14 protein-coding genes and 1 tRNA gene are annotated in these 23,662 nt (G+C 49.1%); 12 read left to right on the forward strand and 3 right to left on the reverse strand.

All coding sequences use genetic code 11. The features are described from left to right. Positions 1-805: 805 nt before the first annotated feature. The 4 genes from X474_RS13930 (at position 806) to X474_RS13950 (ending at position 6,874) form a co-directional block, all read left to right on the forward strand. Complete coding sequence (locus tag X474_RS13930) at positions 806-1,609, forward strand: class I SAM-dependent methyltransferase (protein ID WP_044349754.1); 804 nt, start codon at positions 806-808, stop codon at positions 1,607-1,609. 1,129 nt (positions 1,610-2,738) lie between these two features. Then, complete coding sequence (locus X474_RS26825; protein WP_435051134.1) at positions 2,739-4,799, forward strand: TonB-dependent receptor, PCPU motif-type; 2,061 nt, start codon at positions 2,739-2,741, stop codon at positions 4,797-4,799. A gap of 10 nt (positions 4,800-4,809) precedes the next feature. Beyond that, positions 4,810-5,760 carry an SAM-dependent methyltransferase gene (locus X474_RS13945; RefSeq protein WP_197282103.1) on the forward strand — a complete coding sequence of 317 codons (951 nt, stop codon included), beginning with the start codon at positions 4,810-4,812 and terminating at the stop codon, positions 5,758-5,760. 1,035 nt (positions 5,761-6,795) lie between these two features. After that, positions 6,796-6,874 (forward strand) — tRNA-Asp (locus X474_RS13950). A 698-nt stretch (positions 6,875-7,572) separates the two neighbouring features. Here the strand turns inward: X474_RS13950 and X474_RS13960 are convergent. Beyond that, positions 7,573-8,193, reverse strand: a complete 621-nt coding sequence (locus X474_RS13960) for a class I SAM-dependent methyltransferase (RefSeq protein ID WP_044349762.1) — start codon at positions 8,191-8,193, stop codon at positions 7,573-7,575. Positions 8,194-8,517: 324 nt separating this feature from the next. Here X474_RS13960 and X474_RS13965 point away from each other — a divergent pair, with 324 nt between their 5' ends. From X474_RS13965 to X474_RS13990, 6 genes are all read left to right on the forward strand, one after another. Further along, positions 8,518-9,507 (forward strand): autotransporter outer membrane beta-barrel domain-containing protein, encoded by a 990-nt coding sequence (locus X474_RS13965; RefSeq protein ID WP_044349764.1) that lies wholly within the window; start codon positions 8,518-8,520, stop codon positions 9,505-9,507. 378 nt (positions 9,508-9,885) lie between these two features. Beyond that, positions 9,886-10,851, forward strand: coding sequence for a helix-turn-helix transcriptional regulator (locus tag X474_RS13970; protein WP_044349766.1), 966 nt, complete (start codon positions 9,886-9,888; stop codon positions 10,849-10,851). Positions 10,852-11,089: 238 nt separating this feature from the next. After that, positions 11,090-12,106, forward strand: coding sequence for a methyltransferase family protein (locus X474_RS13975; protein WP_197282104.1), 1,017 nt, complete (start codon positions 11,090-11,092; stop codon positions 12,104-12,106). 55 nt (positions 12,107-12,161) lie between these two features. Beyond that, entirely contained in the window at positions 12,162-13,433 is a 1,272-nt protein-coding gene (locus tag X474_RS13980) for an MFS transporter (RefSeq protein ID WP_052515213.1), read from the forward strand. Between the two features lie 81 nt (positions 13,434-13,514). Continuing rightward, positions 13,515-15,533 carry a TonB-dependent receptor gene (locus X474_RS13985; RefSeq protein WP_231688331.1) on the forward strand — a complete coding sequence of 673 codons (2,019 nt, stop codon included), beginning with the start codon at positions 13,515-13,517 and terminating at the stop codon, positions 15,531-15,533. A 271-nt stretch (positions 15,534-15,804) separates the two neighbouring features. Continuing rightward, positions 15,805-16,794 carry an omptin family outer membrane protease gene (locus tag X474_RS13990; protein WP_044349770.1) on the forward strand — a complete coding sequence of 330 codons (990 nt, stop codon included), beginning with the start codon at positions 15,805-15,807 and terminating at the stop codon, positions 16,792-16,794. Positions 16,795-16,866: 72 nt separating this feature from the next. On the opposite strand, the gene X474_RS13995 is transcribed toward X474_RS13990, so the two are convergent. Next, positions 16,867-17,928 carry an asparaginase gene (locus X474_RS13995; RefSeq protein WP_052515214.1) on the reverse strand — a complete coding sequence of 354 codons (1,062 nt, stop codon included), beginning with the start codon at positions 17,926-17,928 and terminating at the stop codon, positions 16,867-16,869. Between the two features lie 293 nt (positions 17,929-18,221). On the opposite strand from X474_RS13995, the gene X474_RS14000 reads away from it, so the two are divergent. Together X474_RS14000 and X474_RS14005 are read left to right on the forward strand one after the other, a co-directional pair. After that, the gene (locus tag X474_RS14000) at positions 18,222-19,433 is read left to right on the forward strand and encodes a PAS domain S-box protein (RefSeq protein WP_052515215.1); all 1,212 of its coding nucleotides are present in this window, start codon (positions 18,222-18,224) and stop codon (positions 19,431-19,433) included. Positions 19,434-19,643: 210 nt separating this feature from the next. Continuing rightward, positions 19,644-21,203: a benzoate-CoA ligase family protein gene (locus X474_RS14005; protein WP_044349774.1), complete on the forward strand. Its 1,560-nt coding sequence runs from the start codon at positions 19,644-19,646 to the stop codon at positions 21,201-21,203. A 180-nt stretch (positions 21,204-21,383) separates the two neighbouring features. Here X474_RS14005 and X474_RS14010 read toward each other — a convergent pair whose 3' ends face one another. Continuing rightward, complete coding sequence (locus X474_RS14010) at positions 21,384-23,033, reverse strand: hypothetical protein (RefSeq protein ID WP_044349776.1); 1,650 nt, start codon at positions 23,031-23,033, stop codon at positions 21,384-21,386. Positions 23,034-23,662: the final 629 nt, after the last annotated feature.

The raw sequence follows: 23,662 nt of genomic DNA on the forward strand, positions 1-23,662 counted from the left end.
TTCCGGTTATCTAAAACCCCGTTGCATCCCTAGTTGTTCTCCAAGATGCTGAAATGGGACATCAAGATATCCATGAATGGCAAGGGGACCTGTGTGAGCACCATTTTTAGGGAAAGGTTGGGCAGACTTTTAAATATGAGTGAGGTCAAATCAACGAATTCGGTGAGGTCTCTGAAACAGGGGCTGAGCAAAATAGGATTAGCTTCTCTAACTCTGGGCTGTCTTATCCCTTGCTGGAGGATTAAACTCTGGATACGGCACACTTGAAAAAATAGAAAAGGCGACTGAACCACGAAGGCCCAATCCTATCTTAAGTACGCAGCCAAACTGTCCCAACTCAAATACCATCCCTACCTTCGCCCTAAAATGCCAATTGCTAAGCAACTATTGGAAGAAATTTGGGTTAATTAGCAAAATAGTTCTAATTTGATGTTACGAATATTATTTGTTGTATTTTATAAAATTAAGATATAAAAATGAATTCCGGCTGCTTTGTTTGTTTTTGGGCGGTGCAAGCCAAGACAAACCCTATGGGTTGCAAGCTAAGGCACTTGCACGGGTTTTGTTCTTTGTTGGCCCCCCGGGGATTAAAGGAGCTGGGAAGAAATTCATGATAGGCCTTTTCTGTGCCTGGCTGCTGAAAGATGGACCTGCTGATATATGTCACGCACCCCCCATCAATCCATACCAAACCAAGCGCAGTCTACGGCCCGGTCAAGGGGGGGCGGGAAGATCGAACAGGCCTTTAACGAGGACAACCCGTAATTTTTGATATGAATACGCATTAAGTGAAAAAGGAACAGCCATGGAAGGTCAAAAAATATTATCTCAATTGGATAACGTACCTGAAACTTTATTGATTCCTTTGAGGGTCCGCTATCTGGAGACCCAAAAGAAAGACGGCATCATCCACGATCCCAAATCGGTCGAAATCCTGGATCAAGTTGACTATGATTTTTCCAAAACCACAATCTCCAAGGGTTCCCAATTTGGAGTTTCGGTTCGCACGGAGATTCTTGACGAGCAGACAAGGAAATTTCTTTCAAAACACCCAAAGGCCGTTGTGGTCAATCTGGGATGCGGCCTGGACACCCGTTTTCATAGACTGGACAATGGTTCGGTTGTCTGGTTCGATCTGGATTTACCGGAGGCCATCTCCTTGCGGAAACATTTCTTTCCGGAAACCGACCGGCACGGATTTATTGCAAAATCGGTCCTTGATTTTTCATGGATAGAAGAAATTCCCAAGGACCTTCCCACTTTATTTATTGCCGAAGGCCTGTTGATGTACTTTACCGAATCTGAAGTAAGGTCACTGTTTGAGGCCTTGGGTGAGAATTTCCCAAAGGCGGAAATGGTGTTGGAGGCAATGTCGCCGTTTGTTGCCAAAAGAACGGAAAAGCACCCGGATTTGAAAAATTACAATGCCACTTTCAAGTGGGGGATAAAAACCGGCAAAGAGATTGAAACCTGGGGGCTCGGCCTGAAGTTCATCAGCGAAGATTATTATTTTGACAGGCACAAAAATAAAATTCCTTTTGCTATACGAACCCTGTCCATTTTTCCGGGTTTCAGAAAAATGATGAAAATCGTACATCTCAGGTTTTGATAAAAACGGCCGGGCGTTGTTTTTAAAAACGTGGTTCGCGGTAATTTATATTGCTTTGGATGTGGTTGTTTCCAGGGCTAAATAAGGCTTTTTATCGAGGTTAAAGTTGAGAAAATTTTCTTGATTGATAAAGGTTTTTTGAGCCCTGGGTAGATTCATTATTGATCTTCATTGATTAAAACGATCAGCTCTAGTTGTGATCATGGGCCGGTAGGGCCTGATCTCCGATTGGCAGTTACCTGACAGGCGCACTGTTTTGTCAAAATGATTTCAGATAAGAATCTTTCCATTATCATTTGCAATTTTGAACGCCTTCACATGGGGTGGATTGATCCTTCTTTACCCTTATCAGTAAAAAGGCGAGACCGTGGAGCCTTCTTTTCCGGCATATGTTCGCCTTGAAAAAGGTGGCAGGATCGTTTACTCACATGGCTATGCCCCAACCGCCCCTTTTGTTTAACCTTATCTGATTGCTGGCTTTTTCTGTTCCGTGTTTTTTATATGCCGAGCACTTGATTGAGACTTGTTCTTCGTGATTTGAGTGCTGGGGTGCGGATCGCTATGTGAATAGTCATTTTAGATCCTGCAACTGATCTAACCCCCAACCAGGCCCTGGACCCACTTCCATGCTAAAGCGTGACCAGAGTCGGGGGAGGGACCTGAGTTCTCGCCTCTTATCCGAATTTACGCTTGGCAAGGTTGGTTTTTATTCTGTCTCGATTTTTTTCTTGGTGTTAAATTCTAAAGGTCAAAGTAATTCCATAGTATTTTTATGGTTATTTTTTTACTTTACCCCTGAATACCTTTTTCCCCGGCGGGTGGAAGGGGTTAGCTTTAGTAGGTTATGTCCGGGGCATATGCCTTCCCAAAAAACAGTTGACATTTAATACCCGGTGTGTAATTTGTTCTAATATTTGTAGGGGATTAAATAGTCCAACGAATGGATCCCAATACTCCCTTCTTTTTCGCTTAATCAAATACATATGAATTCAATTGGCCACCAATAGGTTAGCCCGTCCGAAGGCGGGAGGTTTTTTGGTGGTTTTTTGTTTCCGAAAGGAGGAAGTGGGCAATGCCTGCTACTTTCAAAGACTGCCTGCCACGGGGGTCGTGCGCGCGATGGCAGTCGATGTTGGTGCTTTGGACTGCTTTTTGGGCCCTGCTCTTATCCGGAGCCGCGGTCGATGCGGCCACAGAGAAGCCGACCATGGATATGGGGCAGATGACTGTCATCTCCACTCAACCCGGTGTGGATATTTCACCGGATAAGACAGTTATTAAAATGGACGAGTTTCAGCGTCCTTCCGGGGTGCGCACCTTGACTGACGTGCTTACCGAAATCGGCGGCGTGGATGTCCAGCGCATCAACCCGTTGATGGCAAGCCCCGGTGACGAGGTCTCCATGCGAGGCTTGAACGAAGGGCGCATGGTCATTGAAATCGATGGCCGCCGCATTAATCACACCGGCCATTCCGGGCGCTACATTGTTGACTGGTCCTCTTTGAATATGGACGATGTTGAGCGCGTGGAGATTATCAGGGGCGGCCATTCGGTGCTGCATCCCTTTGCCATTGGCGGCGTGATCAATATCATTACCAAAAAGGGTAAACGGACCGAAGAACCCGTGCCGGAGGTCAAGGCCGAGGCTGGTTATGGTTCATTTGACACCCGTTTTGGCACTGTTTCGGTAAACGGCGGCACAGGCAATTGGCTGGGCTACAACTTCTCGTTCAGCGACAGTCACACAGACGGTTATCTGCGCAATAACTATCAGGACAACCAAAACGTAAACGGACACTTAAGTTTTTATCTGCCCAAGGATATGAAGCTTTCCTTCAGCGTTAAGCACAGCAATGTCGAGTATGGCTATCCGGTGCTTAACGATCCCACTCGGGCAGATTGGGATTCGGATTACCCGACCTTCCTCGGCAGCGCCGACCAGTTGCGTCACGTTCCGCCCACAACCCAGGTGGCAGGGCCTCCCACACCATACTGGAACCGCGATACAACCTATCAGGATATGATCTTTACTTCTCCTGTAGGTGAAGCGGAGTTTAAGCTGCATCTTTTTTCCACGGAAGGCAAGCGCTGGAATCACTATTATCGCAGCGGATCTTACAGGAAAGACTATTCAGGCGACCTGACCAGGGGAGTTATCGCCCAGTTGAGCGATTTGACCTTGGGCGAGCACAACAGCCTGACCTTTGGCGCGGAATACCAGGAACTGGGCACGCCGGATGAAAACAACAAAACCATCGGCTGGCCTGCCATGGATGACGCCACCTACCGGGTTACTTCACTGTACCTGCAGGATGTGGCGCGCTACGGTAAATTGACCATAACTCCCGGTGTGCGCTATTACCATGTGGACATGGGCACCTATTACTCCTGGTTTGAAACCGGCGGAGAGACCCCTGCCTGGCCGGTGGGCGGTAAAAGCCAGACCGAGGAAGACTTCTATCCCAGCTTGAAACTGGATTACCAGGCGACTGACGCGACCGCGCTCTATGCTGCGGTGAGCCGTTCTTATCGCCTGCCGTGTCCGTGAGATTATTACTGGTGGGCGCGGTGCGCCGACAAGGACAACACGGAACTCAGGCCTGAATCTGCATGGGAATATGAACTGGGAATCATCCAGGATTGGCAGCCGGTGACCTATCGAGCCGCTGCTTTTTACTACGACATCAAAGACTTTATCAACGACAACGGCATCACCTCTCCGGGCAGCGGCCTGGGGTCTGACTGCCTCTTTAACATCCCCCACGTAAAACTTTATGGTATCGAGATGGAAGCCAGCCTTCGGTTGGGCAAGCGCTTCCAGTCCACCATCTCCTATGTCTATCAGGAGGTGGAGGCCGACGAAACCCAATATGACGAGAATTGGACCTACTACCTGCCGGAGCTTCTGCCCAAGCACAAAGTGAAGTTCCTGGGACGCTATGAGGCCTGGAAAGACGGCTTTGTACAGCTTTCCGGACGCTGGGTGGGTGAACGCCAGACCCAGAAGGGCAGCACTCTGGACGCTTATGTGGTGCTTGATGCCGGCGTTGAACAGCGCCTCAACCTGGGCCCGGTTGAATGGAGCATCGGCGCTTATGTCAGCAACCTTCTGGGTGAGGAATACCAGGAGCAGGCTGGCTATGACATGCCGCGTCAGGTCTATGGCCTGCGCTTGAGCGCTAAATTCTAAAGGAGTTTCTATGGCTAAGCGTTTCATGCAAAGCCTTGCCGCCTTGATTTTGATTTTAACTGTAGCGTTTTTGGGGCTTGGCCTGACGCCGGGCTCCGCAGAGGCGGCTAAGGGTAAATTTTATGTGATCGGAACCGGGCCGGCCGGACCCAAGACCGCCACTTTACAAGCCCTTGAGACCATAGAGAAAATGGACGCCATTGTGGCACCTGCCAGGCATGCCAAGCTTTTTGCAAAATACATAGGCAAGACGCCTGTCGTAGCCGACCCTTGGCGGAATATTTGGGATTACAAGGGAAAGCCTTATAGCAAGTTAAGCAAGGAAGAGTTGGCCGCCTACAAAGTGGAACGGTTTAAATCCCGTGACCGCACCGTGGCCATGATCAAGGAACTAATGGCCAAGGGCAAAAATGTGGGCTTGTTGGATTTTGGCAACCCATGCCTGTTTGGCCCCAGCCATTGGTTTGTGGAACACTTCAAAAAGGACGAGATAGTCATTATCCCCGGAATGGGTTGCGATTCAGCTGCCATGGCAGCCCTCGGTGCAAGCACCATTCCGGCCCATGGCACTCGTTTTGTGGTTCAGACCGCACCGTTTTTCCTGATGGATCGTGCGGCCAGCCCAGGGATGGGTTTTAACCCGGACAGCCCCGAGGCTCAGCAAGTGTTGGCCGATTTGGCCCGGCACGAGCATACGCTGATCCTTTATATGGCGCTTAAGGACCCTATTAAGCTCTTTAAAACCCTTGGCCGTCATTGGGCCAAGGATATGCCGGCGGCCTGCGTTTTTTGGGCGGGCTACCCGGACAAGCAGCAGGTGGTGCGTGGTACAGTGGGAGACCTGGGCCCCAAACTGGCCTCTATGCCTGAACACATGATGGGCCTATTGTTTGTAGGCCGCTTCCTGGAAGGCAAGCCCTATGAGGCAGCCATGTACCGTCATCAGGGCGGGAAAAAGTAAATAATACTTAACTCTTTCTTTTCCTTAAAGCCAAGGGTGCTTTTTAGCGCCCTTGGCTTTTTTAGATGCCTAAAAAGTGGCTCAATAGGGTTCAACTACAGGATGGTCACTTCAGATGTTTGCTGATCTAGGGTGGGGGTCATGACGACCGAATAGAAGGATTTGTAAAGATATTTCTTGCAGAATAGTTTTTTGAGTGAATGCTCTGGGGAGGCACATACAATGGGAGCTGTCTTTAACTCAGACTTGGCGGCATCTTCCGGGATAGTTTGGCCTGGGCGCGGTTAATTTGCCAGACTTGTTGTACTAAATAGAAAAGATAAGTTGAAAAAAAGTGGTTTTTCCCCTTTTTTTGCGCTATTCACTGGCCTTGAGGTCAGGGCTGTGCCTTAATAGGCACAATATTTCGGATTAAACATACAGACGGCCTCAGGATAAATATAATATAAATTAAGCTTATTAACTGCTAATTCATAAGATTTACCTTCTGTATTTCTTGTATTATATAGATGATATAACTGGTTAAGAAATGTACAATTTATATGTATTTTCGATTTGTGGCTGGATGCAAGTGTCGTATGAACTTAGCCAAAAGATTTATTTGTGAAATGTTTGCTTGTTGAGTTCTGTTTACTATTAGCCGTTTTGTTTTAAGTACAAAACTTTGGCTTAAATTAAATATTGTCTCTTGCTTGAGGGCGTCAAGGATGTTGGTAGGTGTATATAAAGGTAATTTTCTGTTTAAAGGTTTATCGGGCCCAGTATTTTCAGCTTGCAGAACCGGTTTTGGCTGTGGAAGATTTTAATACCCTTCTCTGGTGTGAAACGGGAATCGGGTGAGGGTGTCTTTGGGTGCAGATGTAAACTAGTTGTTAAAACCGGTAGTTATGGCTAGAGCCCAGCGTGAGTGAGTCTCCTTGAATTAATAAATTTCACAAGTTGGCCACAAAGCGCAAATCGGGACTTGCCAAACCTGAGAAAAGACGGTAAATATTGCTCCACTGATCGCGACAGCGATGAAGCGAAAACAGATACGGGGGCGTAGCTCAGCTTTGGTTAGAGCGCCGGCCTGTCACGCCGGAGGTCGCGAGTTCAAGTCTCGTCGTCCCCGCCACAGATACAAAAAACAAGAGATCAGCAGGAAACTGCTGTTCTCTTGTTTTTTTACAGACGGCTTTTTTCGAAAGTGTCTTGCACTTCCACTAAGCAGCCTGAAGCAGGAATTAGCTGTTGGAAGCTGCCTTGCAATCTGTTCCCAAGGAAAACGGGACTTGGTATTCAGAGCTAAAATACATCTGTTATTTTAGTCTGTTATATTATGGGCCTTTTGCTTGTTCAGCTTGTTGTAAAAAAAGGCTCGGCCGCAATTGATCCAGTAACCTGCGGTCAGGCAACGAAAAATGAAATAATCGGCCAAACCAGAGACTGGGCCGTTGTCACATCTAACGGCATGTTTTTAACTGATACGATACGCGGTAGCATCATGATTTATTTTTTTAAATTTTCATGTCTCATTTTGGGGATAGCACTTGCCAGATTCATCTTGATGGAAGGCCGGGTTCTCTTTGCCCACCAGGCCTCCAAGCTGCTGAAAAAGACCTAATAAAGGGTTCCTGGGGCGCCCTACAAAAGAGGCCGGGTTTTTAAAATCTTAAATAACGATTGGGGGTAGGTGTTTTACCCGCCGATCAATCGCTTCTCGCTTTCTTCTTTTCTGATGCTTACGGTGCTTTTCAGCTTAGGTTGTGAATCAGTGCACAGATCATCCTGAGATTCGATTTCTTTATTTTCCAAGATCAAAACAAGATCATTTCAAGGACGGGCCTGGAAAAAATAGACCACCTCTGATGATAGGTCTGTAATCCTCTCAATACTCCAGCCCGCTTTTCTTAAATTTTCCAAAGTGCGGCGGTTAATATTTTCCTTCAAAAAATAAACCGAAAGTGGGTTTAGAAGGTCGAAGATTCTGCCCTGTAAGTTGCCTTTGGGGCGTACGTGTTCCAGTAAAAGCAACTGTCCACCAGGCTTACAAACCCGTTTTAGTTCCTTTAAACCGGCTACGGGGTCTGGAACTGAACAGAAAACAAAGGTGGCAAATACAGTGTCAAAGTAGTTGTCCGGAAGTGCCAGGTTCTGTATATCCATTTCCGCAAGCCGAACCGGGTTCTTTCCACGGTTTGCTCTTTCCCGGGCCCTGGCCAGCATGGCCGGGCTCAAGTCAATACCGGTATAGCTGAGCCCCCGGTGATAATAGGGCAGGTTCTTGCCCGTACCCACCCCTGCTTCCAAAACCTTGGGGCCAACCACTTCCCTGTGCAGCATCTGCCGCCAGGCCGCGAACTTCCTTTTCTCCAGGGGGGCTTCGAAGAAATCAAAGAGCCGGGCTATGCTGTTATAACGTCGGCGGGTTTCATTTGTGCTGTTTGATGCCATGATAAATAAAACATCCCGGGTTGAGGCAAAGGGGGAGGGTGAAAATCACCGGAGTTATCTGGGGTGTGATCAGGTTTTGTCTGTTGTTTTTACTAAAGTTAACAAAACAACCTTGCTTATTCTAATGACTATTCTAATCCAGGCGTCTTTCCAATCTCCTGATAAAATCTTTTTCCACGGATTGGCAGGGTGTCACGTTTAGTGCTATTCCCGCTGTTTAATCCGGGAAATCTGTTTTCAGGGGATTTGGAAACCGCGATTTGCTCTTTGTCTGGGTGTAAGTGCAGTCGCTTAGTTTAGTTTTATCCAAAGGGGAGATCACAATTGAAGAGAATCCTGAGCCTGCCCATATTCTGTCTTGTTTTGTGCTGCCTGTTTCTACTGCCTGACATCAGTTATGCGCAAGATGAATCACCTTTGGAACCGGACCAGGTGGTCTGGTCAGTCGAGGCCAAGGTGAAACAACTTTTTGACAGCTACACTTCTTATGAATTCGCTCATCCCGAAGTGCCGGTGTTATCGCCTTTGAGCCGTCTTGAGTTTTCCCTGAACAGCCTGTGGGGCGGGGTTGAGGTTAAGCGCTGGACGCCCAAATGGTCGGTCAGCCTGGAGGCAATGACCAATGTGCAGAAAAACATAGATGGGATATTGGCTGATTCTGACTGGGAGAATCCATACCACCCCAAAAAGCGCACAATTTATTCAGAGAGCACTTTAAGGCTTGAACCCAGTTATATGGTGAACGCCTCGGCCGATGTCTCGGTGGCCCGTCTGCTTTCTCTGCCCAAGGGACTGGACCTGCGCCCCGCCGCCGGGATTCGCTGGCAGTATTTTCATTTTGTGGCTTGTGACGTCACTCAGTGGGAAAGTATGCCAGATGGTAGTACTTGGAGGTATCTTTTTGAAGGTGACGGAATCAGATTCAAGCAAACCTACTGGCACTACTTTGCCGGTCTGCGCCTGGATTGGCAGCCCATGCCCGAGAAAAACCCCGGACTCAAACTGAGCCTCGAGGCGGATTGGGCCTATGTAAAGGGTAAAAACAAAGATCATCATCTGTTAAGGGAAGGCAACCGCATTACCGAAGAAACCACAGACGGCCATGCCTGGCACGCTGCCCTGAGTTTGGATGTACCTTTAACCGAAAACTTCTCCATCGGGGCCCAGGCTGAATACATGACCATTGACACCAGCGGCTCGCATCGCTGGTTTAATGACGCACCGGGTTATGAGGTGGATGAAACCTGGAGCAACGGGGTTAATGTGTGGTCCCAGCAATGCAGTTTTAGCCTTATGTGCACCTATTACTTCTAAGCTTTTTTGATGCTTGCATAGGCACGCCAATAGCCCGCCCGACCGTAAAAAGGCCGGGCGGGCTTTATGTTTCAGGTGCCCCCCGTGAGCGTTTAATTCCAAGGCTTGTCTTTGGAAAAAGCCAAACACCTTGAATAAACATCCCCTTCAGATCTCCGCCCAACACCATTAAACAGCAAAACTTTTGAGTTAATTGCCGGGTCAGCTCCCCTGCCTTTGTTCTTTCAAAACATGATTGTTTCGTTAACACCTGGGCTTCCCATAGCCTTAAGGCTTCATTTGAGTTGCTTTATAATGTTAGGAGAGGTAAAAGTAACCGATAGTTTTTTCTCTCCGGCCCAAGTAAAGACCGGGAGCGATCTAAATTAGAGGGACGGCATGCAACAAGGCACGGAAAAGGCCGCAATGAAGGTGGAGGGGCTGCAGGTCCCGGCCGGTATTGAAGGTCAGCATGTGGAGATAAAGCCGGGGCTGCGTCTGGTAATCTTGGATTCCCGGCTAAGGGAAGATCTTTGCCTGCATTTCGAGACCGAGGAAGCGCCCTATGAACTCACCTACCATCTGGACGGATTAATGCATTATTCCGTCAATAACAGCAAAGGGGGGAAATCGTTCTGGGGTAAACCGGGCTTTAACGTGGCATCTTCTTTTCCGTTTTCAGAAGGTACCATGGAATTCCCGGCTCAGGACCGGGTGCGCGCAATTGCCGTCCACATAGAACCCCAGGTTTTTTTAAGTTGCCTTGACGATCAGTCGGACTTAATTGCGCCGGAATTGGCAAGTGTCTTTGAAAACGGCTGCTTTTCTCATTATTTTCAGCCCTTCGGCATGCTTCCTTCCATGTCGCTTGCCGCAAATCAAATCCTGGAGTGTCCTTTTCATGGTTCCGCCCGCAAGCTGTTCCTTGAAAGCAAGACCCTTGAACTATTAGTTTTGCATTTGACTCAACTATTGCTAAAAAGCTCCCGGAAAATGAGTGAGCCAAATGTGGGCCGTCTGGATCGCACACGCATTCAAAAGGCCCGCGATTACCTTTTAGAGGATTTTCAGAATCCTCCTTCCCTGTTTCAACTCGCCAGTCTGGTGGGAATGACCCACACCAAATTGAACAGGGGATTCAAAGCTATTTACGGCACCACGGTTTTCGGTTATTTGCGGCAACACCGCCTGGAACAGAGTCGGCTAATGATGGAGACCGCTGAGATGAACATAGCGGAAATAGCCTATGCCACCGGTTTCAGCAGCCCAAGCCATTTTGCCAAGGCCTTTTTAAACCATTTCGGGATCCAACCCAGTGCATACCTTAAGGAAATCACCCAACGCCGCTTCATCTGCCTTAAGTAACCCCTCGATTATTCCTTAAACACCTGAATAAATGCAGCCATTCTTAATAAAGATAGAATTTTTGCATTTTTTTTGGGGTCGTTCATTAAATGACAGGAAAAAATCAGCAGGTGTTAGACCGGAGCCATAACTATTTTATAAATTCCCGGTCAAAAGAAGCTGACCAAGTACACACGCCGGATAAGGCTTTCCTATTTAATTGACTGATTTTAAAAAGAAAAGGTATGCCATGAGGAAAATGCCATCTGTTGATCTCAATTACTCCCCTCTGCACGAAATCGCCATGGGTCCGATAAAGGCCGCGCTTATGAACTGCGCCATCAAATATAAGGTGTTCGACCAATTGACCACACCCCGGACACCTCGGGAGGTGGCCGGAAAATTGGGGTTTCACCCTGATAACACAAGAAGGCTGTTGGATGCCCTCACCACCATTGATCTTTTGCACAAAAAGGCGGGCTTTTATTGCAACCAGCCCCTGGCCCAGGCTTTTTTGGTCTCTGATTCCGGAACCTCAGTCTCCCGCTTGATGATGCAGACACAGCATGAGGGCTTAAATCCCCTGGAAAAGCTGGAACAATTGGTTGCCAAAGGCCCCATGGGCCAAGATGAGGCGATCGACCTTGCCGATGAAAAAATGTGGACAGAAGAGGTCAAGAGTTCCGCCGGTTGGGTCTTTGGAGGTGTAGGACAGCTCGTTGCCGGGATTATCGCCGAACTGCCGGGTTTCTCTTCCTTTGAAAAGATGCTTGATCTGGGTTGCGGTCACGGCGTTTTTTCCCTTTTTATTCTTGATAAAAATCCTGACCTAAAAGGCGTATTAATGGACAGGGCGCCGGTTCTCGATGCTGCCGCTGAAATCGTAAGCGCCTATCAAGCCAAAGAAAGGGTTGATTTTCTGGCCGGTGACTACCTTGCCGACCAACTCGGTGCGGGCTATGACCTGGTATACGCCAGCGCCACCCTCAACTTTGCCCTGGGAACCCTGGATTCGCTTTTTACAAAGATTTTCCATTCACTTAAACCGGGCGGGTATTTTGTCAGTTTCCAGGACGGCATGACCGAAGAGCAAACCAAACCCGACACCATGCTCGGGGCGGTGATTCCTTCCATGATGATGGGGCATGATTACTGCTTTCCCCAAGGCATGATTGCTGAAACCGCAATCTCTTGCGGATTCCAAAAAGTCCGGTCCAAAACTCTAAAAACTCCCATCGGCGAAATGGATATCGATATATGCCAAAAGGGCGGCTAAGGTCCGGCTTGAAGAGGGATTACTTTCATAAATTTCACTAACTCTCTGGTTAAAGATGACTTTATCTAAAGAAGCCAAGGTGCTGGCATCGCCCGGTATTGGATTCAAGCTGTTCCTGCTGCTTTCGGCCTACATCTGCCAGGCCGTTCCCATTGGCTTTTGCTGGGTGGGGCTGCCGGTCATTTTCAGGCAGACCGGCGCGGGGTTACAGGTTATAGGCTGGCTTTCCATGCTGTATCTGCCCTGGGCGCTCAAGTTTCTCTGGTCGCCTGTTATCGACCGGGTTTACAGCGAGCGCCTGGGGAGAAGGCGCACCTGGATTTTTCCGCTTCAGTGGGGGGCTGCCTTGTTGCTTATCCTGTTGGCCGCCTTTCCGCCCATGAACTCGCCTTACGTGGGTTTTCTGATGATGCTGGCCCTTAATTTCGTTTACGCCACCAATGATATTGCCGTGGACGGATATGCCACAGACATTCTCAGGCCCGAGGAAAGGGCCTGGGGAAACACGGTGCAGATGGTCAGCATGTGTCTGGGCCATATGATCGGCGGCGGGGGATTTGTGATGCTCTATGGCTATGCGGGCTGGCAGAGCACCTTGGGGGCAATGGCCGGGCTCACCCTTCTCTTGATCCTGCCCTTAGTGCTGCATCGGGAGATCTCTCCCGTCAACCAGGGCGAGGCCTCTGCCCGCAATGCACCACATCCGCGCATCCTGCCTTTTCTGAAGGCCCGAAGAACCCGTCTGGTTTTGCTTTGGCTGCTTCTGGTCGGCGTGATCTCCCAGGCCGGTTTTTACATGCGCATGCCTTTGCTCACGGATCTTGGTTTTCAAAGCGGCCAAATAGGATCTCTGCTTTTGGTTTACGGCTACCCCTTGGGCATTTTAGGTGCCGTGATTGGCGGCGCGGTGCTAAGGGGAGCGGGCCCAAGGGTGCTGCTCTATGGGGGCGGTTTGACAGCCTCAGCTGTTGCATTGCTTACGGTCCACACCGTCTCCGGATCCGCACTGTTCGGCAATGAGATTGAACTGACCGTGGCCTTGGAGAATTTGCTTTTGGGCGCAATGCAGGTGCTGGCCTACACCGTCATCATGGCGCTCAGCGCCGGGCCTCAGGCGGGAACCAACTACGCGGTGTTGTGCAGCGCCTTTCATCTTATTTTCCTGTGCCAGGCCCCTTTGGTGGGGGCAATTGCGGATTCGCTCAACTATGAAAGCCTTTATCTGCTATTGGCTGTGGTCTTTATTGTTTTCTCGCTCTTGGCCAATACGGTTTTCCGCCGCATCGGTCATGTCTTGATTCCGGTTAAAGCCGGGAAGGAGTTTTAAATGGAAATGTCACGCCCGGTTAAGCCGGTTTTGTGGGGTTTTGTTGCTTTAGTTGCGGTTTTCCTTTGCGCTGGAACAGTTATGGCCAAAGAAAAAACTTTGCGCCTGGAATCGGTGATGGTGACAGCTGAAAAAAGAAAGGCTGATCTTCAGGATATTCCTTCCAGCATTTCGGCTTTTTCCGAGACGGATATTGAGGACGCCAGGATTCAGACGATTCAGGATCTGTCGCGGCTCACGCCCAACATGTACATTGCCAATTGGGGAATAAGGGGAACCTCCTATGTCTTTATTCGGGGAATCGGTGCGGTGAATAATGAGCCCGCCGTGGGGTATTACGTTGACGGCGTGGGCTACATGGACAGCCGCGCCTTTGACAGCAACTTATACGATATAGAGCGGATCGAAGTTCTACGCGGCCCCCAGGGCACCCTTTATGGGCGCAACTCGTTGGCCGGGGTGATTAATATCATCACCCAAAAGCCGGATAATGAAACCCGCATGGGTGTTGACCTTACCGCCGGTAATTATAATAACTATCAGGGTGTTGCCCGCCTGGCGCTTCCCCTGGTGCAGGATAGGCTCTTTTTAGGCATGGCGGGAAATTTCGAGTCCAGAGACGGTTATACTGAAAATGACTATCTTGATCAGGACGTGGATAACCACCAGGCCTTTAACGGCCGGGTCCGCATGCGTTTCACACCCACCGAGAACTTGGATATCACGGCCAATATAGACGGCGAAAAGATCGATGACGGAGCCTTTCCCCTGGGGCGGCTCGAGGCTCTGAGAAAAAGACCCCGCCATATTGCCTATGACTACGAGGGCAGCTATAAACGCGACGGCTGGGGAAGCTCTTTGAATGTGGCCTACGGCACTCCCTGGTTTAAACTCACTTCAATCACAGCCTTTCGCAAATTTGACGACAGCGCGGACAATGATCAGGACTTCACCATACTGCCTTTGATCACCGCAGATGAAACCATAGACGATGAGCAGTTCACCCAGGAACTGCGCTTCGCTTCACCCAACTCGAATAGCGATCTTAAATGGCTGGCCGGATTTTTCGGGTTCAACAAGAAAAAGAAGCATAACTTGCATCTGGGTTTTGCTCCCGGCGTGGCTATTCCCTGGCTTCCTCTGGACCGGGTGACGGATTCGGACCTCACCACCAGCGGGATGGCCTTTTTCGGGCAGGCCACCTACACCCTGTACGAAAACCTGGATCTGACCTTTGGGCTTCGCTATGACTATGAAAAGGCGGATATCGATAATGTCATGACCATGAAGTCAAACGGCTATTCCTTGGGTGGAGACAAAATGAGTGAATCGGAAAACAGCGATGCTTTCCTGCCCAAGCTTCAAATAGCCTATCACTGGACGACCGGTTTCATGAGTTACGCCGGAGTCAGCAGGGGGTATCGGAGCGGGGGCTTTAACACCGCTTATATGGATGCTTCGGATATTCACTTTGACCCAGAATACAGCTGGAACTATGAGATCGGGTTCAAGTCTTCCTGGTTGGATAACCGTCTGAAAGTCAATACTTCTCTCTTCTTTATCGATCTTGAGGACCAGCAGGTGGTCCAACTGCTTCCCTCTGCCGATACCGTGATCAGAAACGCGGGCAAGTCCCGCAGCATGGGCATGGAAATGGACTTGATAGCCATTTTATGCAAAGGGCTGACCTTAGATGCCGGTTTTGGTTACACTGATGCCGAATATCGTGAATACAAAGATTCCCTGGCCGGGACTGACTATTCAGGCAACACCACCATCATGGCGCCGGAATATACCTACAACCTGGGATTGGAATACAGGAAAGACCTGAGCAAGACCTGGGGATTTTTTGCGCGCACCGAGCTCATCGGCATTGGCCCGTTTTACTGGAATGACGCCAACAACCTCAAGCAGGACGCCTATCAGCTGGTCAACCTGAATCTGGGCCTTGAGCGAGACAATATTGACCTTATTTTATGGTCCCGCAATCTGTTCGATGAAGAGTATGAGGCTGTTGCCTTTGAGTTCCCCGGTTCAGATCCTGTGGGCCAGTCGGGGGATCCGCTCACCTTTGGAGTAACTTTGAGGATGAGATTTTAGGAGTTTGTAAAAAAGTTTAAATTACAGTAACTTGTGTTTTTATTAAGAATAACTAACGGACCTTGTGGGAAAATTTTCCATAAGGTCCGTTTTTTGAACACAAGCCCCAATAGGGTTGGCTTAAATAAACTCCTCTTCAAAGGTTTATTCCCCCTGCTCTTTTGCCCAAGCGCTATCCAGAACAACTGATAGAATCCTGCTTTGTGGACTGCTACTTATCTGGGTGTAATTGCAGTCGCGAACTCAATTTTGTTTTAGAGGGGAGATCTAAGTGAAGAGGATCCAAAAACTGTCCATATCTTGCCTTGCCTTGTGTTGTCTGTTCTTGCTGTCTGCGGTCTGTTACGCGGAAGATGAGCCAAAAGCCGAACCCAACCAGGCGGACTGGTCGGTTGAAGCAAAGGTGAAACAGCTTTTTGACAGCCATACCTCTTATGAATTCGGTGACTCTGAGATGCCTGTTTTATCGCCCATGAGCCGTCTTGAGTTTTCCCTGGACAGCTTGTGGGGCGGGGTTGAGGTTAAGCGCTGGACGCCCAAGTGGTCGGTCAGCCTGGAGGCAATGACCAATGTGCAAAAAAACGTAAATGGGATAATGGCTGATTCTGACTGGGAGAATCCATATCATCCCAAAATGCGCACAACCTATTCGGAGAGCACCTTAAGGCTTGAGTCCAGTTATATGGTAAACGCCTCGGCCGATGTTTCCGTGGCCCGCCTGTTTTCTTTGCCCAAGGGACTGGACCTTCGCCCCGCCGCCGGGATTCGCTGGCAGTATTTTCATTTTGTGACTTCTGACCTCAACCAATGGGGTATTCTGCCCGATGGTAGAATTTATAAAATGTATATTCCCGGTGACGGAATCAGATTCAAGCAGACCTATTGGCACTACTTTGCCGGTCTGCGCCTGGATTGGCAGCCAATGCCCGAGGAAAATCCCGGACTCAAACTGAGCCTTGAGGCGGATTGGGCCTATGTAAAGGGTAAAAACAAAGATCATCATCTGTTAAGGGAAGGCAACCGCATTACCGAAGAAACCACAGACGGCCATGCCTGGCACGCCGCCCTGAGTTTGGATGTGCCTTTAACCGAAAACTTCTCCATCGGGGCCCAGGCTGAATACATGACCATTGACACCAGCGGCTCGCATCGCTGGTTTAATGACGCACCGGGTTATGAGGTGGATGAAACCTGGAGCACCGGGGTTAATGTGTGGTCTCAACAATGCAGTTTCAGCCTTATGTGCACCTATTATTTTTAAGCGTCTCTTGAACTTGGATTTAAGTTAAATAAAATCCCGCCCGGCCCCAAACGGGTCCGGGCGGGTCTCGTTTTACTGAAACAACCCCCTCAGTTTTTCAGCCTCTTTCACCTGGGGCAAAGCCAGCATCAACAAAAGACGGGCCTTGGGGCCGCGCAAATCCCGGCTCAATATAGCCCCCGCTTTTTCAAGCCGGCTGCCTCCGCCCACATCACCATAGCCCCCGTGTACTGGTTCATAGGGCACCCGGGTGGTGATCACCACGGTAATTTTTTGGGCCAACGCCTGCTTTACGGCCTGGAAAACCTTGGGGTTGACATTGCCCTGGCCCAGGGCCTCCAGCACTATGGCTTGTGCGCCTTGCTTGACAGCGGCCCGGATCATGGCCCCGTCATCACCGGCAAAGGTGGTGATCAAAGACACCTTTGCCATCTCTTTAGGCAAGGGCAGGTGGGGCTGACGCAGGCGTTTATTAAAGAAGCGGATTTCACCGCCGATTATATTGCCCAGGGCACCCTGCCAGCCGCAGTTAAAGGTCTGCACTGTGCTGGTGCGGGTTTTTTCCACGCAGCGCGCAGCCCAGATATATTGGTTAAGGACCACCATGACCCCCCGGTTGCGGGCCGATGAGGACGCTGCCAGGCATACGGCGTCCCTTATATTGGCCGGACCGTCCGGGCTCAAATCAGATGCCCCTCGCATGGCCCCCACCAGGACAACCGGTTTGACTGATCTTAGGGTGACATCCAGGAAAAACGCGGCCTCGGCCATGGTGTCCGTACCATGGGTCACCACCACTCCGGCCACTTCCTGTTTTTCAAGGGTTGAATTTATTTCCCGGCTAAGCTTGGCCCATATCCGGGGTGTCATGTGTGAACTGTCGATATTGCTGAATTCCTTGACCTTGATTCCAGCCAGTTTTGAAAGGTCCGGCACTGCCTTAAGCAGATCTTTACCGGAAACCGCAGGCACCAGGGCCCCGGTCTGCGGGTCTTTTTTTTCGGCTATGGTGCCGCCTGTGGTAACCACCACCACCAAAGGCAACTCGCCCTGGGCCAGGACGGGCCTGGGTCCTGTTTGTATGGCCGCAAAAATAAAGAAAAAAACAACCCAGAAAAATATTTGTCTCTTCATGTGTCTTTTGTGCTCCGGTGAGGTGGTTGAGATCGCCGCTTACGGCTGATGGTTGATACTCACCTATTATAAACCGGTATGGAGTGTAAGGTCCCATCTGAAGCTTGTATTTTGGGGCAAAAAATGACCGCCCCTATTCAGGCCTCATGGGAGGGCTGCATTCTTTGGCTGTTGAGTCTAGATGCCATGTCACCCTATAATGTTAAGGGGTTTTTGGGATTATCGAACGGCAATCAACAGCATAGCAAAGCTTCGGAGTTTTGCCGCCTCGGGGACAAAGGGGAGTTCAGTATATGAAGCGCGGGCAAACCGATTATCGCGATTTGGTGGAGCTACTGCCCCAGACCTTGTTCAAGATCAATCAACAAGGGAAGTTCAGCTTTGCCAATCGGTCGGGCTACAAGACATTCGGTTTTAAGGCTGATGAGCTGGGTGAGTCGGTTAGCGCTTTGGTTTTTTTCGCGCCTGGAGACAGGGCCAGATTAGAGGGCAATATAAAACGCATCTTAAAGGGCCAGGTCATACCGGGCAGCGAATATACGGCCTTGCGTAAGGACGGTTCCACCTTTCCGGTTTTGGTTTCGGCAAACGCGGTGGTAGACCACGGTGAAACAGTGGGCTTAAGGGGAGTGATCCTGGATTTAAGCGCCATAAAGCGCTCTCATGAGCTATTGGCCAGAAGCGAGGAACGCTACCGACAGCTTTTGGAGACCATGAGCGAAGGTTTTGCCATGCTTAATTCAGACACTCGGCTCAACTATGTCAATACCCGTTTTTGCGAGATGCTTGGTTATACCCGCGATGAACTGGTGGGTGAAAAGGTGGAGTCCCTTTTGAATTCAGCCAACCAAAAGGTGTTGCGAGAAAATTATGTCAAGAGACGCAAAGGGCGCTCTGACTCCTATGAACTGGCCTGGAGCAGAAAGGACGGCTCGCTTTTGGCCACCATCATGTCCCCCAAGCCCTTGTACCAGGAAAACGGTGAGTTTGCGGGCAGTTATTCGGTGATCACAGACGTGACCAGGCTCAAGCAAACTGAAGACGCCCTGCGCAGGCACAAACAGGAACTAAAGGGCAAAACCGTGAACCTGGAAGAGGTCAACGCCGCCTTGAGGGTGCTCTTAAAAAAGCGTGAGGAAGATAAGCGCGAGTTTGAAGAGCGCATCATGGCCAATGTGCGCGAGCTGGTCACGCCCTATATTGCCAAGTTGAAAAAGACTCACCTGGCAGAGCGGCAGCGGGCCTATTTGGAGATCCTGGAAAATAATTTAAATGATCTCACCACCCCTTTTGTGGATTCCCTTTCCCGCAGTTTTCAAAAACTCACCCCTTCCGAGATCAGGGTGGCCGCCCTGGTGCGGGAGGGGAAAAGCAGCAAGGAAATTGCGGAGATCCTTTTTGTTTCTCCCCGCACTGTGGAGTTTCATAGAGATCAGATTCGGCGCAAACTGGGGCTTTCCGGACGCAAGGTAAACCTGCGCTCCTTTTTGCTCTCCCTTCGATGAATACCTTCGAAAACATATAAACTACCTGTTTTTAGCCCGTATTTTGCAGGGATTTTTCCTGTCTGGTTTTCTCTCCTGATTTTCCATGAAAATAATGGTCATTAAGATAAGTGGTTTTTGGGTTGTTTTGAGGTGTTCAAGTCAAAAAGGCTTAAACAACACCGGTATTTTTACCTGGCAACCCCGCCACCATGGGCACGGGGAGGAAAGATGAAGAAGATCTATAAAGACCAGGCGATTTTTAATGCGGCAAGTTTCTTTATTGACAGGCACCTGGAAGAGGGCAGGGGGAATAACCTTGCCGTGATATCGGGTGAGCACAGAATGACCTATGCCGAGATGGCAAGCGGGGTAAACCGTTTTGGAAACGCGCTTAAGAGCCTGGGCCTGCGCATGGAAGACCGGGTGGCGCTTTTATTGCCCGATTCAGAGACTTATCCCCAGGCGTTTTTCGGGGCCGTCAAGATCGGGGCCGTGCCTATCTGCTTAAACACCCTGATGCGCCCCAAGGACTATGCCTATTTTTTAAATGACAGCCGGGCCCGGGTCGTGATGGTGGATGAGTCCCTGTTGCCTGTCCTGGAGCCGGTTAGAGACCAGCTCAAATACCTGGAGCGTTTGCTGGTGGTCGATGGTGAGGTCCCGGATTATGCTTTTGATTTTGCGGCCCTGGCCGATTCACAGTCCGCCGAGCTTGAATGCGCCCCCACCTGTGCCGATGATGTGTGTTTCTGGCTTTACAGCTCAGGCTCAACCGGCTATCCCAAGGGCACGGTTCACCTGCACCATGACATGGTTTTTGCCTCGGAAACCTATGCGCGCTCTATCTTGAATATAACGGAAAGGGACCGCTGTTTTTCCGCGGCCAAGCTGTTCTTTGCCTATGGCCTGGGTAATGGGCTTTATTTCCCCTTCAGCGTTGGGGCCAGTGTGGTTTATTTAGGCGGCAGAGTCACGCCTGAATCCGTATTTGATGTTATCGCCCGTTACCGCCCCACGCTCTATTTTGGGGTCCCCACCCTTTACGGAACCATGCTGGAGGCCGAAGGCTCCCTGGAAGGGGTGCGCATGTGCGTCTCCGCCGGAGAGGCCTTGCCCGCAGACATCCTGAGGCGCTGGAAAGACCGTTTTGGCATTGGGATCACAGACGGCATAGGCTCTACTGAAATGGCGCATATTTTTATTTCCAATGATGGGATTGATATTCGTCCCGGCTGCACCGGTAAACCGGTTCCTGGCTATGAAGCGCGGATTGTGGACGAGAATTTTCAAGACGTGCCTGACGGTGAGATCGGCACCCTGCTGGCCAAAGGCGACAGTGCGGCAGCCTTTTACTGGAACAAGCATGAAAAGACCAAAGAGACCATGATGGGGGAATGGATCAATACCGGCGATAAGTTCTACCGCGACGATGAGGGCTATTACTACTATGTGGGCCGCTCAAACGACATGCTTAAAGTAGGGGGCATATGGGTCTCGCCCATAGAAGTGGAAAGCTGCGTCATTGAACACCCGGCTGTACTCGAATGCGCGGTTATCGGGGCCAGGGACATGGAAGGCCTGATCAAACCCAAGGCCTATGTGGTCTTGAGGGAGGGCTATAACCCCACGCCTGAGCTGGCCAGAGAGATCCAGGTCTTTGTCAAGACCAGCCTGGCCCATTACAAATACCCGCGCTGGCTGGAGTTTGTGGAGGAACTCCCCAAAACCAAGACCGGCAAGATCATGCGCTACATGCTCAAACAATGGGAGACCGAAAAGGCGGCCTGACAAAAAGCGGGTGGGGGGAGGGATTTTAAAGGCTGGTTTTTTCTGTGATGATAATTATCTGACCCATTGAGCCAAATGAAGAGGTGGTCATGGTTTTCTCCTTCTTGGGTTCCCGGAAGGATGCGCCATGATCGCCTTTTTCCATGGCTATTTGTGTGATTAATTTTTGAGTACCTCAGTTTATAGTCTTTTTTTAGCCGCTTTTCGTAATAATCTGTTGGTGCTTGATTTGGCAAGTTTTGCATGTTCCTTTTTAGTTAACTTCTTGGTTACGTCTTCAGCTATTTTGTTCAAGTTGATTGATGCGTAGTTGGTTTTAGTTTTTAACACCCCAAAATCTTCACGCATGGAACCGGGATGTCCTTGGAAAATTGCGTAGCTTAATAAATCACTACGTCCGCCTTTAAATTGTCCTTTTGAGTTCATTGCCCCAAGCTTTATTACTATACTTTCATAATTAACTACGGCCTCTTTTGTTTTTCCATCACGGCCATAATAATTCTTTTTCATCTCCCAGTCGAAGGTGAGCCTTATTTTACCCACTATATCTACCAGTGCCGAATCCAGCGTCATGAGCCTCAACGTTGCAATCTTCTTTTCTCTTTTGCTTTTGGAATTCTTAAGAATGGAGGATAATAAATCACAGTTATTTAGCTTGCAAATAGCTTTTAATCGCGCTTCTTTATTTTTTGCTTTTAAGGCAATTTGGGCTAAAACTTCAGGGGACTTTAACCTAAAAATGATATTATCGTAAATCCCTTTTTGGGTGCTGTTTAGAGCTATTTTCATTAATAGATCTGGATCTTTAATTTTACCTATTGCTTTCCGTTTTATACGAAAGGAAGTGCCGTCAGCGAGGGCCACCTTGCTAAGTGCAGTTTGATCAGTCAAGAACTTAAGCGCATCTGGGTAGTTGCGATAGCCTCCATTCAAGACGATTTTCTCTAACACCTCCTGATCTCTTATTGCTTTTTGCAGCAAGGCTTTTTTAAAGTCTTTGTCCTTATGTTCCGAGAACAGCTTATATAAGAGATCCTGATCGGTTAGCTTTTTCGCTGCTTCTATTGCGATCAAGCTATCTCTATCTGACATAGCCAGGTCGAATAAGAGCTGTTGGTTCTCAAGGTTTCTGATGGCTGCAATCCTCTCTTGAGGGGGTAACGAACTGGAGGCAATAGATGCAAGGGGTTTTTGATTGTTTATCCTGCTAATTGCTTTTTGCCTGACTTTTGCATCTTTATCGTTAAAAGCCATCTTCGTAAGGATTGCCTGGTCTGACATAAATTGAGTGGCTGCAACCCTGATCTTCGTAGTTTCGCCAGTTTTAGCAATCTTTTTTATAACTGCTTCCACGGGCGTGCGGTCGGTTAACTTGGAAATAGCCTGAATTTGGGCGTCTTGATGTAATCCTTCAATTGCTATTTGGGTAAGCCCTTTTTGGTCTGTAAGTTTATCGATGGCTCTTTTTCTTACCACGAGGTCTTTATGGGTGATGGCCAACTCAATTAATACACTTTGTTTTGTCAGTTTTTCCAAGGCCTGTAATCGGATATTCGAATAATCGCTCTCCATTATCACTTTGGTAAGTAAATCCTGATCTGTGATTTTTTTAAGGGCCGCTTTTCGCACAGAGAGGTGTTTGTCCTCTAAAGCCAGTTTGGTAAGCACGGTTTGGTCACTTACCGTTTTCAGGGCTTCTTTACGGACCCGATAATCAGAACTTTGGAGCCCTGAGCACCCGGAGACAAAGAAAAGCAAAAAAGAAACAACCAGAGATTTGGCGAATAATTTGCTGCGTTTGTTCTGAACTGCGTAAGATGTCCGATGCATTTCCAGTCCCTTGTTTTTAACAGGCTTGTTCCAATTATCGTAAAGCCACGTGAGTATGTATCCAGTACTCAAATACTCCGAAATGTAGCAGGCATGGAATTTAACCCAAATTATGCGTAATTATCTGTGTTTCCGCTTTTGTCAGGCCCCTCCCAGGCTCGGTGAGCAGCAAAGTGCATATTTTTGATGCCCAAGCCTGCAAACGAGCTTTTTTACTTTCGATTTCCGGGAAATTTGGGAGAAAACCAGAATCCCCTACAAATGTCAGTGTAAAGTAACCCAATCAATCATCTTAGTCAATCATCAGGAGTATGTGTTTCTGCCTGCAACCGGCAAGGGCCCTGTAATGTATGGTCAGAAGAAAATAAGATGTTTAGTGCGTCCACCAGCGGCGGTCATTGTAGGAAATTATGGAAGCAACTTTTATGGTCCGGCGGATCAGCCACTCTAAAAACCGTTTGACAGCCTCGCTCTGCAAACTAAATTCGCGGATAATATGGAGTAAGCGGTGGTTGGTATGTGAATTGGAACTGCTCTCCTCCAAAACGTCAGCCCTCGGCGCAAAGGCATTGTGCCGTTGATCCAGCTCGCGCATTTAAAAAAATTGTGCCCGATAAAATCGTTACACC

This window comes from Dethiosulfatarculus sandiegensis, assembly GCF_000931935.2.
GTDB lineage: Bacteria > Desulfobacterota > Desulfarculia > Desulfarculales > Desulfarculaceae > Dethiosulfatarculus > Dethiosulfatarculus sandiegensis.

Excerpts from the sequence above, each read along its gene's own strand:
- X474_RS13980 (WP_052515213.1), top strand. The coding sequence starts at position 12,162 with ATGACTTTATCTAAAGAAGCCAAGGTGCTGGCATCGCCCGGTATTGGA.
- X474_RS13960 (WP_044349762.1), bottom strand. The coding sequence starts at position 8,193 with ATGGCATCAAACAGCACAAATGAAACCCGCCGACGTTATAACAGCATA.
- X474_RS13970 (WP_044349766.1), top strand. The coding sequence starts at position 9,886 with ATGCAACAAGGCACGGAAAAGGCCGCAATGAAGGTGGAGGGGCTGCAG.
- X474_RS13930 (WP_044349754.1), top strand. The coding sequence starts at position 806 with ATGGAAGGTCAAAAAATATTATCTCAATTGGATAACGTACCTGAAACT.
- X474_RS13945 (WP_197282103.1), top strand. The coding sequence starts at position 4,810 with ATGGCTAAGCGTTTCATGCAAAGCCTTGCCGCCTTGATTTTGATTTTA.
- X474_RS14000 (WP_052515215.1), top strand. The coding sequence starts at position 18,222 with ATGAAGCGCGGGCAAACCGATTATCGCGATTTGGTGGAGCTACTGCCC.
- X474_RS13985 (WP_231688331.1), top strand. The coding sequence starts at position 13,515 with ATGGCCAAAGAAAAAACTTTGCGCCTGGAATCGGTGATGGTGACAGCT.
- X474_RS13995 (WP_052515214.1), bottom strand. The coding sequence starts at position 17,928 with ATGAAGAGACAAATATTTTTCTGGGTTGTTTTTTTCTTTATTTTTGCG.
- X474_RS14010 (WP_044349776.1), bottom strand. The coding sequence starts at position 23,033 with ATGCATCGGACATCTTACGCAGTTCAGAACAAACGCAGCAAATTATTC.
- X474_RS14005 (WP_044349774.1), top strand. The coding sequence starts at position 19,644 with ATGAAGAAGATCTATAAAGACCAGGCGATTTTTAATGCGGCAAGTTTC.
- X474_RS13975 (WP_197282104.1), top strand. The coding sequence starts at position 11,090 with ATGCCATCTGTTGATCTCAATTACTCCCCTCTGCACGAAATCGCCATG.